Origin of the sequence: Actinomadura sp. NPDC000600 (assembly GCF_040492135.1) — a bacterium.
Lineage (GTDB): Bacteria > Actinomycetota > Actinomycetes > Streptosporangiales > Streptosporangiaceae > Spirillospora.
On record NZ_JBEUPD010000077.1, the window covers coordinates 1 to 12,307 of the forward strand.

General features: G+C 73.2%; 13 protein-coding genes. 8 read left to right on the forward strand and 5 right to left on the reverse strand.

Annotated features, from left to right (window positions below):
- Positions 1 to 96: 96 nt before the first annotated feature.
- Genes ABWI07_RS43325 through map form a run of 3 tightly spaced genes read right to left on the reverse strand, consistent with a single transcriptional unit; the run spans position 97 to position 2,768 of the window.
- On the reverse strand, positions 97 to 1,152 hold the full coding sequence (locus ABWI07_RS43325; RefSeq protein WP_149257488.1) for a DNA polymerase ligase N-terminal domain-containing protein: 1,056 nt from the start codon (positions 1,150 to 1,152) through the stop codon (positions 97 to 99).
- A gap of 19 nt (positions 1,153 to 1,171) precedes the next feature.
- Positions 1,172 to 1,858 carry a ComEA family DNA-binding protein gene (locus ABWI07_RS43330; protein WP_149257487.1) on the reverse strand — a complete coding sequence of 229 codons (687 nt, stop codon included), beginning with the start codon at positions 1,856 to 1,858 and terminating at the stop codon, positions 1,172 to 1,174.
- 58 nt (positions 1,859 to 1,916) lie between these two features.
- On the reverse strand, positions 1,917 to 2,768 hold the full coding sequence (gene map / locus ABWI07_RS43335) for a type I methionyl aminopeptidase (RefSeq protein ID WP_353822125.1): 852 nt from the start codon (positions 2,766 to 2,768) through the stop codon (positions 1,917 to 1,919).
- A 69-nt stretch (positions 2,769 to 2,837) separates the two neighbouring features.
- On the opposite strand from map, the gene ABWI07_RS43340 reads away from it, so the two are divergent.
- Entirely contained in the window at positions 2,838 to 3,014 is a 177-nt protein-coding gene (locus tag ABWI07_RS43340) for a hypothetical protein (RefSeq protein ID WP_200841684.1), read from the forward strand.
- On the opposite strand, the gene ABWI07_RS43345 is transcribed toward ABWI07_RS43340, so the two are convergent.
- On the reverse strand, positions 3,015 to 3,611 hold the full coding sequence (locus tag ABWI07_RS43345) for a hypothetical protein (RefSeq protein ID WP_149257485.1): 597 nt from the start codon (positions 3,609 to 3,611) through the stop codon (positions 3,015 to 3,017).
- Positions 3,612 to 3,699: 88 nt separating this feature from the next.
- On the opposite strand from ABWI07_RS43345, the gene npdG reads away from it, so the two are divergent.
- The 4 genes from npdG to ABWI07_RS43365 all read left to right on the forward strand — a co-directional run bounded on the left by npdG (position 3,700) and on the right by ABWI07_RS43365 (position 6,661).
- Positions 3,700 to 4,392: an NADPH-dependent F420 reductase gene (npdG, locus tag ABWI07_RS43350; RefSeq protein ID WP_353822126.1), complete on the forward strand. Its 693-nt coding sequence runs from the start codon at positions 3,700 to 3,702 to the stop codon at positions 4,390 to 4,392.
- Between the two features lie 37 nt (positions 4,393 to 4,429).
- The gene (locus ABWI07_RS43355; protein WP_353822127.1) at positions 4,430 to 5,515 is read left to right on the forward strand and encodes a potassium channel family protein; all 1,086 of its coding nucleotides are present in this window, start codon (positions 4,430 to 4,432) and stop codon (positions 5,513 to 5,515) included.
- A gap of 77 nt (positions 5,516 to 5,592) precedes the next feature.
- Complete coding sequence (locus ABWI07_RS43360) at positions 5,593 to 5,913, forward strand: hypothetical protein (protein ID WP_149257482.1); 321 nt, start codon at positions 5,593 to 5,595, stop codon at positions 5,911 to 5,913.
- 10 nt (positions 5,914 to 5,923) lie between these two features.
- Entirely contained in the window at positions 5,924 to 6,661 is a 738-nt protein-coding gene (locus tag ABWI07_RS43365; protein ID WP_235036563.1) for a hypothetical protein, read from the forward strand.
- A gap of 95 nt (positions 6,662 to 6,756) precedes the next feature.
- Here the strand turns inward: ABWI07_RS43365 and panB are convergent, their stop codons facing one another.
- Positions 6,757 to 7,608 (reverse strand): 3-methyl-2-oxobutanoate hydroxymethyltransferase, encoded by an 852-nt coding sequence (gene panB, locus ABWI07_RS43370; RefSeq protein WP_149257481.1) that lies wholly within the window; start codon positions 7,606 to 7,608, stop codon positions 6,757 to 6,759.
- A 153-nt stretch (positions 7,609 to 7,761) separates the two neighbouring features.
- Here panB and ABWI07_RS43375 point away from each other — a divergent pair, with 153 nt between their 5' ends.
- From ABWI07_RS43375 to ABWI07_RS43385, 3 genes are all read left to right on the forward strand, one after another.
- Entirely contained in the window at positions 7,762 to 9,333 is a 1,572-nt protein-coding gene (locus ABWI07_RS43375; protein WP_149257480.1) for an MFS transporter, read from the forward strand.
- A 29-nt stretch (positions 9,334 to 9,362) separates the two neighbouring features.
- On the forward strand, positions 9,363 to 9,992 hold the full coding sequence (locus ABWI07_RS43380; RefSeq protein ID WP_149257479.1) for a TetR/AcrR family transcriptional regulator: 630 nt from the start codon (positions 9,363 to 9,365) through the stop codon (positions 9,990 to 9,992).
- A gap of 86 nt (positions 9,993 to 10,078) precedes the next feature.
- Positions 10,079 to 12,211 carry a SpoIIE family protein phosphatase gene (locus ABWI07_RS43385; RefSeq protein WP_235036562.1) on the forward strand — a complete coding sequence of 711 codons (2,133 nt, stop codon included), beginning with the start codon at positions 10,079 to 10,081 and terminating at the stop codon, positions 12,209 to 12,211.
- The last annotated feature ends 96 nt before the right edge of the window (positions 12,212 to 12,307 follow it).

Sequence of the window (12,307 nt, forward strand, 5' to 3'; positions counted from 1 at the left end):
AAGCTCGCCGTCCGCTACGAAGCCACCATCCAGCTCGCTGCCATCAACATCTGGCTACGAGCCCTTGCCAACACCACTTTCTAAACACGGCCTAGGTCAGGAGGGGATGAAGCGCCAGGCGCCGGACTCCTCGCCCGGCTCGTAGGGGGAGTCCAGGCGCTTGGCGACGACGCCGGGCAGCCCCTGCTCGCGCGCCGCGTCCAGGACGGCACCGCCGTCGCCGGGGAACCAGGGGGCAGTCTGCCAGCGCGGCCCCGACAGGCCGAGGCCGTCGAGCCGCTCCCGCCGCTCCCGGTACGGGACGTCCAGCAGCGGATGCCCGTCCAGGTGCAGCACGTCGTAGACCATGTAGGTCTCGCGGCCGTCGAGGACGGCCAGCTCCCCGTCCAGCAGCGCGGGCCGGACGCCGAGCTCCGCTCCGAGCCGGGAGCCGAGCCCGCCGGGGCCGTCCACGTCGCGGCCCCGCCCGTCGGTGAACCGCGTCCGGCCGCCCTCGACATAGGCGGCCATCCGCTTGCCGCCCCATGCGAACTCGAATCCCCACGCCCGCGGGTCGCGGGGCAGGCGGGCCCGCTCCTGCGGCCGCATCGGGCGCAGCGACCCCGGGAGCGGCTCGGCGTCCGGGTCGGCGGGCGGGTCCATCCGGTGGATCATCCAGTTCTTCCCGCGCGTCCTGAACAGCACGTAGCGGCCGGAGACGCGCGAGCCGTGGATGACGACCTTGACCTCGCGCTCGGACCACTTCTCCGTCTCGTAGGTCCCGCGGTCCCAGATCGTCATCCTGCCCGCGCCGTACTCGCCGCGCGGGATCTCGCCCTCGAAGGCGGCGTACTCCAGGGGATGGTCCTCGGTGTGCACGGCGAGGTGGTTGGTCTCCGGGCTCCACGGCAGGCCCTTCGGCACGGCCCACGAGACGAGCACGCCGTCGCGTTCGAGCCGCAGGTCCCAGTGCAGGCTGGTCGCGTGGTGCTCCTGGATGACGAACGTGTCGTCGTTCCCGCGCGGCAGCGCCTTGTCGGCATGCGGGACCGCCGCGTCCTCGGGGACGGGCTCCGGCGTCCGCCCCGGATCCCGCTTGCCCCGGTACTCGGCGAGCCGGTCGCCCTCGCGGGCCGGGGGAGAGGAGCGCTTCGCGGACTTCTTCGGGGTCACGCCCGCTGCATACCCGCGATCAGCGGATGAAGACGGCGTAGTCGGCCAGATCGCCGGTGAGGGAGGGCGGCAGCCCCGCGACGGCGGACAGCTCCTCGGCGGAGAGGAACCCGCCCGTCTCCGCCCGTACCCGCTCGATCCTGTCCGCCAGTTCCGCGGTGATGCCGGGCAGCAGCTCCAGCGCCTCCGCGGGCGCGTGGTTGACGTCGACCAGCCCGCCGTCGTTGTACTGGCGCGGCAGGTCGGGCCGTCCGATGCGCAGCTCCTTGGCGAGGCCCGGGTCGGACGCGGCCAGCTCCCGCGCCTTCTCCCGCAGCAGCCGCTGCCGCTTGACCCGCTCCACGACGGCCTCGTTGTCGACGCCCGACAGCCCGTGCGGGTCGAACACCCCCCGCCGGATGAGGAAGGCGTGCCCGCAGCCCACCACCGCCAGGACGGCCATCAGCATGCCGGCGAACCGCACGTTGCCCCGGTCGTCGGCGGCGGACAGCATGGACAGCAGCAGCGCGAACACCCCGGCGTAGGCGACCGTCGACACCAGCAGGTGCAGGCTCCGCCGCCACAGCAGCGCGGCGGCGAACGTGAACGGCGTCGCGAAGCCGAGGCTCAGGAACGGCAGCGCCGCCCACGTCACGCTCAGCGCCGCCCGCCCCGGCGGCATGGTGTCGGACGGCACCCTCGGCTCGTACGGCGCTGGGGCGTTCATCTCTTGAGAGTCTCCCGGCCGGATGTGGGGCGAATCGGACTCTAGATCGAGGTGTGGGTCACGGGAGGGTGAGGATTTCGTGGCCGTCGTCGGTGACCAGCAGTGTGTGCTCGAACTGCGCCGTGCGCCGACGGTCCTTGGTGACGACCGTCCAGCCGTCCGCCCAGATGTCGTACTCGGGGGTGCCGAGGGTCAGCATCGGCTCGACCGTGAACGTCATGCCCGGCTCGATGACCGTCGTGGCGCCCGGGTCGTCGTAGTGGGGGACGACGAGGCCGGAGTGGAACGTCGTGCCGATCCCGTGCCCGGTGAAGTCGCGCACGACCCCGTACCCGAACCGCTTGGCGTAGGACTCGATGACCCGCCCGATCACGTTCAGCGCCCGGCCGGGCTTGACCGCGCGGATGCCGCGCATCGCCGCCTCGCGGGTGCGCTCCACCAGCAGCCGCGACTCCTCGTCGACGTCCCCGCACAGGAACGTCGCGTCGGTGTCGCCGTGCACGCCGCCGATGTAGGCGGTGATGTCGACGTTGACGATGTCGCCGTCGCGCAGGACCGTGTCGTCCGGGATGCCGTGGCAGATCACCTCGTTGATCGAGGTGCACAGCGACTTGGGGAACCCGCGGTAGCCCAGCGTGGAGGGGTAGGCGCCGTGGTCGAGCATGAACTCGTGGCCGATGGCGTCCAGCTCGTCGGTGGTGACTCCCGGGCGGACGTGCTTGCCGACCTCCTCCAGCGCCTGCGCGGCGATCCTCCCGGCGACCCGCATCCGCTCGATGGTCTCGGGCGACTTGACGTCGGGCTCGCCCGTCCGCGGCCGATTCTTCCCCACGTACTCCGGGCGCGGAATGTTCGAGGGAACCTTGCGCATCGGGGAAACGCGTCCAGGCCGGAGCAACTGCGTCGTCATAGTGATGGAGTGTAGTCAGCGCGGTCCGGGCAACAATCCCGTGCCAGCGCATGATCGAGAGGAGCGCCCATGGCCGGTGACGACGGTGACTGGTGGTTCTGCCTGAAGCACATGAAGGTCGAGCACGGGGCCGGCTGCCCCGGCAAGGACCGGATGGGCCCGTACAAGACCGAGGGCGAGGCCGCGAACGCCCTGGCCATCGCCCGCGAGCGCAACGAGGCGTGGCGCAGGCAGAACGAGGACTGACTAGTCGGGGACCGGGCCGGAGACGGCGTCGAGGAGCCGGGCGAGGCGGCGCCGCAGCCCGCGCGGCGTCCGCGCCGGCTCCCGGCCCGCGGCCGCGCTGACGAGGTGCTGCGCCCCGTCGAACGACATGAGGGCCTCGTCAGGCGGGACGGTCAGTGCCTCGTGGGCGAGGCCGCGCAGCTCCCGGTCGCCGCCCTCCAGCGCGAGGACGGTCGCCCCGGTGCGGCGGGCGTCGTCGACCCGCTCCAGCAGCGGGACGGGCGCCTCGTCCTCGGCGACGACGAACAGCGTCTCGCCGCGCCGCGCCGCCTCCAGCCGCTCCAGCCCGATCCGCAGGTGCGCGGGCGCCCCGGCCGGCGGCTCCCAGCGCACCAGCGTGGGGGCGAGGCCCGGGGCGCCGCCGAGCCGGCTCTCGTCGTCGAGGTGCGCCGCCAGATGCCACGGGTCGCCCCCGGGCGTGCCGACCAGCAGCAGCCCACCGGGGGTCCGGGAGGTGACGCGCAGCGCCCGGCCGAACTCCTCGGTCCGCTCCAGCCAGCCGGTCGTCGACAGGACCTCGCGCAACATCGTCATCTGCTCGGCGTCCACGGGCACCATGGTGCCTCACGCGGCGGCCGGTGCAGGCCCTTTTCCGGAGCCGACCCGGCGGCGGGCGCCCGGACCCGCGCCTGGCAGACTCGGCCGCATGACTGAGCAGCAGAAGACGCCCTACGACCTCCCTGACGCGAGCGGCCTGTCCATCGGCATCCTGGGCGGGACGGGGGACCAGGGCAAGGGCCTCGCGCGCCGGTTCGCGCTCGCCGGGCACCGGGTGACGATCGGGTCGCGCAGGGCCGAGCGCGCCCAGGCCGCCGCCGACGAGCTCGGCGCGGACCTGCCCGTCTCCGGCGCCGAGAACCCGGTCGCGGCCGGCGGGTCCGACGTCGTGATCGTCGCGGTCCCGTGGGAGGGGCACAAGGCCACGCTGGAGTCGCTGCGCGCCGAGCTGGCCGGCAAGATCGTCGTGGACTGCGTGAACCCGCTCGGCTTCGAGAAGGGCAAGGGCGCGTTCGCGCTGCCGGTCGAGGAGGGCAGCGCCGCCGAGCAGGCCGCCGCCGTGCTGCCGGACAGCCGGGTCGTCGCCGCGTTCCACCACGTGTCGGCCAGGCTGCTGCTCGACCCCGAGGTGAACGAGATGGAGCTGGACGTCCTGGTGCTCGGCAACGACCGGGAGGCCACCGACCTCGTCCAGGCCCTCGCCGGGCGGATCCCCGGGATGCGCGGCGTCTACGGCGGGCGGCTGCACAACGCCCACCAGATCGAGGCGTTCACCGCGAACCTCATCTCCATGAACCGCCGCTACAAGGCCCACGCCGGGCTCCGGATCACGGACGTCTGACCGGGGCGGACCGGTACGGTGCCAGGATGATGCCGGAATGAACGGCTCGGACGCCGCGCGGCGGCCGCTCGTCATGCTGCCGTCGTCCAGGACGGGGCCGCTGCGGGCGGTGGCGAAGCGGGTCGGGCTGGCGCTCGTCCTGCTGTTCCTCGTCGTGGCCGTCGTGTACCTCGACCGCGACGGATACCGTGACAGCGGCGGCGGGCGGCTGTCGCTGCTGGACGCCTTCTACTACGCCTCGGTGACCATGTCGACGACCGGGTACGGAGACATCACCCCGGTCAGCGACGGCGCGAGGTTCGTCAACATCGTCTTCATCACGCCCGTGCGGGTGCTGTTCCTCATCGTCCTCGTGGGCACGACCCTCGAGGTGCTGGCGGAGCGCACCCGCGACGACTGGCGAAAGTCCCGCTGGAGGGCACGCGTGCGCGACCACGTCGTGGTGGCCGGTTACGGCACGAAGGGCCGGAGCGCCATCAGGACCCTGCTGAGCACCGGGGTGCCGCCCGAGTCGATCGTGGTCGTGGACCCGGACCCGCGGGTGGTGGCCGAGGCCGCCGAGGCGGGATTCGTCGGCATCGTCGGGGACGCGACCCGCAGCTCGGTGCTGAAGCAGGCGTCCGTCCAGCGCGCCCGCGAGATCGTGGTGGCGAGCGCCCGCGACGACACCGCCGTGCTGATCACCCTGACCGCCCGGCAGCTCAACCCGCGCGCCGGCATCCAGGCGGCGGTGCGCGAGTCGGAGAACGCCCCGCTGCTGCGGCAGTCGGGCGCCGACCACGTGGTGACCTCGTCGGAGGCGGCGGGCCGGCTGCTCGGGGTCTCCACCACGCAGCCGAACGTCGGCGAGGTCATCGAGGACCTGCTGGACCAGGGGAGCGGCCTCGACCTGGTGGAGCGCGAGGTCCTCCCGGAGGAGGTCGGCCGTTCGCTCGGCGCGGTCGGCGACCCGGCGCTCGCGGTGGTCCGCGGCGGCCGGCTGCTGCCGTTCGACGACGTCGGCTGCGCCGTCCTCGAACCCGGCGACCTGCTGATCGTGGCGCGGTCCCTCGGCCGGCGCCGCGGCCCGTCCGGGCCCGACGGGTCCGAGGCCCCGGACGACCCGGAGGAGCGGACTTCCTGACGCGGGCGGGAGCGGTTTCGCCCTGCGCCGCGTCCTACTCCTGACATACCATCGGAGTGGCGACAGGCAGGGTGGAGATGAGAGAGAACCGGTCGGCAGACCCGTGGAGCGCGTTCCTGGCCCCTTCCGGGCGGAACGACGCGGTGCGGGCGCCCGGGGCCGCCCCCGCCGGGGAGCCCGGCGTCGCCGGCTACATCGAGCCCGGCGCGGAGGACGCGTGTCGCCGCGTGCTCGCCCAGTTGCGGGCGGCCAACGGCCCGATGTCGCTGGAGCAGATCCACCACGCGACCCGGCTCGGGCTGCTGGAGGTCGCGAGCGCCGTCGACACGCTCCGCGAGCGCGGCCTGGTCGCGGTGGAGCGGGAGATCGACGAGGTCGTCCGGCTGACCGGCGAGTGACCGCGGCCCGATGATCGGATACGTCGTCGCCGTCTCGCTGAGCTGCCTCGTCGGCATCGCCGAGCTGGTCAGCCGGTACCGGGACCGGCCCACCACGCTGGTCCGGGTGCCGAGCACCTGGGCGTACGTGCTGATCAACGGGGGAGCGGGCGCGGGCTCGCTGCTGCTCCTGCACACCTTCGACTGGCGCTTCGGCGTCCAGTCCGCGCACGTCGCGGAGGCGACGCAGGTGCTCGTGGCGAGCCTCGGCTCGATGATGGTGTTCCGCAGCGCGGTGTTCACCGTCCGGGTCGGCGACGAGGACGTCGCGGTCGGGCCGAGCACGCTGCTGACCTCGCTGCTGGCCGCCGCCGACCGGGGCGTCGACCGGATGCAGGCCAAGACCCGCGCGCACGAGGCGGGGGAGATCATGCGGGGCGTCTCGTTCGCCAAGGCGCGGCTGGCGCTGCCGACGTACTGCCTCGGCCTGCTGCAGAACGTGCCCGCCGAGGACCAGGCCGACCTGCGGACGGCCGTGGACGCCCTCGCCGGCAGCGAGATGACCGACGGTCAGATGGCCCTCAACCTGGGGCTGCTGCTGATGAACGTCGCCGGCCCCGACGTGCTGCGCTCCGCCGTGGAGACGCTCCGCGACGAGATCACGGCGGACGACGCGGCCCCGCGCCGCGTCCCGCCGCCGCGCGACGGCCAGGTCCACGAGGGCGGGCGGCCCCGGCCCGAGCCGGTCCGCTCCGACCCCGACCAGTAGCGAACGTCACACCGCGCGGGGAACGGCACACGGCCGCGCCGGTGACGGCGCGGCCGTGCGGGGGTGGGCCCGTTCGGCGCCGATGCTCGCGCGGGCTAGTGGTAGGTGTGCTCGGGCGCCGGGAAGACGCCGCCCACGACCTCGTCGGCGAAGGTGCGGGCCGCCTCGCCGAGCAGGGTGTTCATGTCGGCGAACTTCTTGACGAACTTCGCGGTGTGCGGGGTGAGCCCCGCCATGTCCTGCCAGACGAGGACCTGAGCGTCGGTGTGTCCGCCGCCCCCGATGCCGATCGTCGGGATGGACAGGGACGCGGTGACGCGGGCGGCGAGGTCCTCGGGGACGCATTCGAGGACGACGGAGAACGCGCCCGCGGCCTCCAGGGCCTTGGCGTCGGCCATCAGCTCGTCGCCGTCCTGTCCGCGACCCTGCACCCGGTAGCCGCCGAAGGCGTTCACCGACTGCGGGGTGAGGCCGAGGTGGCCCATCACCGGGATGCCGGCCGCCACCATCGCCTCGGCCTGCGGGAGGACGCGGCGTCCTCCTTCAAGTTTGACGGCGTGCGCGCCGGTCTCCTTGAGGAACCGGGTGGCGGTTCTCAGCGCGTCGGCGACGCCCGTCTGGTACGAGCCGAACGGCAGGTCGGCGACGACCATGGCGCGCTTGGAGCCGCGGACGACGGCCGCGGTGAGCGGGATCAGGTCGTCCACGGTGACGGGGATGGTCGAGTCGTAGCCGTAGACGACCATCGCGGCGGAGTCGCCGACGAGCAGCACGGGGATGCCGGCCTCGTCGAAGACCCGCGCGGTGAGCGCGTCGTAGGCGGTGAGCATCGGCCACTTCTCGTGCCGCTCCTTGGCCGCCGCGATGTCGCGTACGGTGACCCTGCGCCCGCTCGTACCGCCGTAGAGTGCGGTCGGCTGCGCCGGGGATGGGACGGAAGAAGACATGCAGAACCTCCGCTGGTCTTGAGGCGCCACTGTGGCGTACCCAGACGGAATCGATGGTGCCACCTGACCAACGATTCGGGTACCCCTCCCCATTCCGAAAATTTCTTCGCCGGAGCGGGAAGAGATTCCGAAACGATACCGTTGCGTATCGACATGGACCCCCAGACGATCCAGCGGCGCCGGTGGTACATCCTCGGCGTCCTGACCATGAGCCTGCTGGTGGTGGTGCTCGACAACACCATCCTCAACGTCGCGCTCAAGACCATCGCCGACCCCGACAAGGGCCTGGGCGCCACCCAGAGCCAGCTCGAGTGGGCGATCAACTCCTACACGCTCGTCTTCGCCGGCCTGCTGTTCACCTTCGGGGTGGTCGGCGACCGGATCGGCCGCAAGCGCGTGCTCGTCGGCGGCATGGCGGTGTTCGCCCTCGCCTCGCTGGCCTCGGCCTACGCGCAGTCGCCCGAGCAGCTCATCTACGCCCGTGCCCTGATGGGCCTCGGCGGCGCCGCGGTCATGCCGCAGACGCTGTCGATCATCACCAACGTCTTCGAGCCGCACGAGCGCGCCCGCGCCATCGGCATCTGGGCCGGCGCGGTCGGCCTGGGCGTCGCCATCGGCCCGCTCACCGGCGGCCTGCTGCTCGCCCACTTCTGGTGGGGCTCGGTCTTCCTCATCAACGTGCCGGTCATCGCGGTCGGCGTCCTCCTGATGGCGTTCCTGGTCCCCGAGTCGCGCAACCCCGCCCCCGGCCGGCTCGACCCGGTCGGCGTGGTGCTGTCGGTGATCGGCCTGGTCGTCCTGTCGTACGGGATCATCCAGGGCGGCGAGAAGGGCGACTGGCTCCAGTTCCCCGTGCTCGGCCCGATCCTCGCCGGCGCCGCCTTCCTCGCGCTGTTCGTGTGGCACGAGGCCCGCACCGCGTCCCCTGCCTTCGACGTCCGGCTGTTCAAGGACGCGCGGATGTCGGCCGCCGTCGCGTCCATCGCGCTGTGCTTCTTCGCCGCGACCGGCGTGTTCTTCTTCGCCAACTTCTACATGCAGTCGGTGCGCGGCCTGACGCCGCTCCAGTCCGGCGCCATGGTCCTGCCGTTCGCGGTCGCCCAACTCGCCTTCGCGCCGCGCAGCGCCGCGATGGTCCGCCGCTACGGCGCCAAGGCGGTCTGCACCGCCGGGCTGCTGCTGGTCTCCGCCGCGCTGGCGAGCTACCAGTTCGTCGGCGTCCACACCTCCATGTGGATCCTCGGTGCCATCTTCTTCGTGCAGGGCGTCGGGATGGCCAACGTGATGCCGCCCGCCACCGAGTCGGTCATGTCCGCGCTGCCGCGCGAGAAGGCCGGCGCCGGATCGGCCATCAACAACACCGCCCGCCAGGTCGCGGTCGCGATGGGCGTGGCCGTGCTCGGCTCCGTCGTCGCCTCCGTCTACCGCGGCGACCTGCGCGACGAGCTCGCCGCGCTGCCCGCGGGCGCGCGGCAGGCCGCCGCCGAGTCGATCGAGGGCGCGCACGCCGTCGCCGCCCAGATGGGCCCCGCCGGGCAGGGCCTGGTCGGCCCCGCCGACGCCGCCTTCGTGCACGCCATGCACGCCGCGTCCGTCGCCGCGGCCGTGATCTCCTTCCTCGGCGCCCTGGTCGTCCTGAAGTGGATGCCGGGACGCGGTGCCGCGGCGGCGCCCGAGCAGGCGCCGGCGCCGGCCGGGCGGCGCCCGGAGAAGGCAGCCGTGTGACGGGGCCGGTGTGGCAGGGTGAGGGCATCATGACCGGGACCGAGCGGCGGCACGCGGGGCGGCCTCGCAGCGAGCGCGCCGAGAAGGCCATCATCGAGGCCACCCTGGACCTGCTGGCCGAGGAGTCGGGGGTGGCGGGCGTCTCCATCGAGGCGGTCGCCGCCCGCGCCGGCGTCGGCAAGACGACGATCTACCGGCGCTGGCCCAGCAAGGAGGCGCTGATCGTGCACGCGCTCGGCGCCGTGAAGGAGCCGCTGCCCGAGCCGTCCGGCGCGTCCGTCCGCGAGGACCTCACCGAGATCGCGCGGCGCCTCGCGGGCGACCGGCACCGCCGCTACTCCCGGTGCTTCTGGAACGTCGTCGGCGGCGCGGAGAAGCACCCGGAGCTGTACGCCCGCTACCGGCAGGACGTCATCGAGCCGCGGCGCGACGTCGTCCGCAGGGTGATCCAGCGCGGGGTCGACTCGGGGGAGCTGCGCGCCGGCCTCGACGTCGAGGTCGCGATGTCGCTGCTGCTCGGCTCGCTGACCGCCAAGCGGCCCCAGGAGACGTTCCCCGAGGGGTACGCCGAGGCGGTCGTCGACACCCTCTTCGAGGGCATCGGGAGCGCCCGCGAAGGCCGTCCGGAAGCGGACGACGAGCGGTTTTCGGCGCGGTAAGCGCGATCTTCTCCCCTTACCGCTGCGTCATGCCCCATACTGTCGCTGGGTAGTGGTGAGACGACCGGCTGTCTGGAGCGCGTCACGTGAGATCCGTCATGGCGCCGCGAGGCGATGCCCCCGCCACCGATTCGGCGTCCCGGACCCTTGTCCTGGGCATCGACGGTGCCCGGCGAATCGTGCAGTGCGGCCCCAACGCCAAGGCCGTCCTCGGCCGTGCCCCCGAGGACCTGATCGGCCGCCCGGCCACCGACCTGGTCGGCGACGAGGCGAAGGCCGAGCTCGAGACGCTCCTGGAGGCCAACGACGCCGGCCAGGAGCGCAACGGCGTGATGGGCGTGCTGCGCGGCGACGGCGGCGCGTCCGCCGACGCCCTGGTCACCGTGCAGCCGATGCTCGGCGGCGGCCCGGGCACGGCGCCCTCCGCGCTGCTGTTCGTCCGGGTCGAGCTGCCGCCGAGCGAGCGCTACCAGGACCCCGCCCTCATGCGGCGCGCCCTGATGGACGACCCGCTCACCCGGTTCGGCGCGACCCTCGACCTCGACCAGTCCGCCCGCGGCCTCGTCGACGTCGTCGTCCCGCACTTCTGCAACGCCGCCTCCGTGCTGGTCCTGGAGAGCCTGGTCGCCGCCGACGAGGTGCACACCGAGTCCGGCTCGGCGGTGCTGCGCCGCATCGCGGTCACCTCCGACGACGGCAACCCGGCCTGGACCTCCACGTTCCCCGTCGGCGAGGTGCTCGTCTTCCCCGAGGGCACCCCGTACCGGCAGGTGATGGAGACCGCGCGGCCCGTCCACCTGCCGCACATCGAGGTGGACGCCGCGAGCGAGATCGCCCGGCTGTGGCGGCGCGGCCCGGCGGGCGAGCTGCTGTCCAACGTGTCGATGGTGCTGCTGCCCATGATCGCCAGCGACACGCTGCTCGGCTTCATCGCCTGCACCCGCATCCCCGGGTTCCGCAAGTTCGACGCCTACGACGTCGAGATCGGCATGGAGTTCGCCGCCCGCGCCGCCATCGTCATCGACAACGCCCGGCGCTACAGCCGCGAGCGGGCCACCGCGCTCGCGCTGCAGCGCAGCCTGCTGCCGCTGCGGCTGTCCGCGCCGTCCTCCGTCGAGGTCCGGCACCGCTACCTGCCGGGCAGCAAGCTCGTCGAGGTCGGCGGCGACTGGTACGAGTCGATCGCGCTGCCCGGCGCCCGCGTCGCCCTGATCGTCGGCGACGTCGCCGGGCACGGCGTCCGCGCCGCCGTCACCATGGGCCGGCTGCGCACCGCCCTGCACACGCTCGCGAACCTGGAACTGCCGCCCGCCGACGCCCTGCACGTCATGCACGAGCTGATGATCGAGCTGGGCGAGCAGGAGCCGCACTTCGCCACCTGCGTGTACGCGGTCTACGACGCGACCACCGGCACCATCGAGATCGCCTCGGCCGGGCACCTGCCGCCGCTGCTGGCGAGCCCGACCGGCGACAACGAGTACCTGAAGGTCCCGCCCGCCCCGCCGCTCGGCGTCGCGGGCGGCGCCGCCATCGAGAGCCGCGAGTTCACCGTCGAGGACGGCAGCCTCTTCGTCATCTACACCGACGGCCTCGTCGAGAACCGGGGCCGCGACATCGACGACGGCCTCGCCCGCCTCCAGAAGATCTTCGGGCGCGACTCGGTCGACCGCTCCATGGAGGACCTCGCCAAGACCACCCTCGCGGGCGTCTACGCCGACCAGCACCGCGACGACATCGCCGTCCTGATCGCCCGGCTGCGCCGCCTCCCGGCCGACCGCTACTCCTCCTGGACGCTGCCCGCCGACCCGGCCGCCGTCCGCCGCGCCCGCGGCCTCGTCCGCGCCCGCCTGGCGGAATGGGACCTGGAGGACCTCGACTACACCACCGAGCTGCTGGCGTCCGAGCTCATCACCAACGCGCTCCGCTACGCCCCCGGCGCGATCGAGCTGCGCCTCCTGCTGGAGCGCACCCTCGTCGTGGAGGTCCTCGACCGCTCCGCCGCCCTGCCGCGCCTCCGCCGCGCCGAGGACGACGACGAGAACGGCCGCGGCCTGCTGGTGGTCAGCCAGCTGGCCCACCGCTGGGGCAGCCGCCGCACCGCCGCCGGCAAGGTCGTCTGGTGCGAGCAGATCGTCCCCGGCGTAGACCCCGACGCCTCGGAACAGGTCCCCGCCTGGCCCGAAGAGGCCTGGCCCGGCGAACTCCACCACAGAGAGTAAAGGGGGGCGGTGTCTTCCCAGGGGGGCGACCCCCTGGAACCCCCGTTGCGAGCCGGGCGATCCTCACGCCACGGTTTCGGTGTGTTGTGCCCGTGC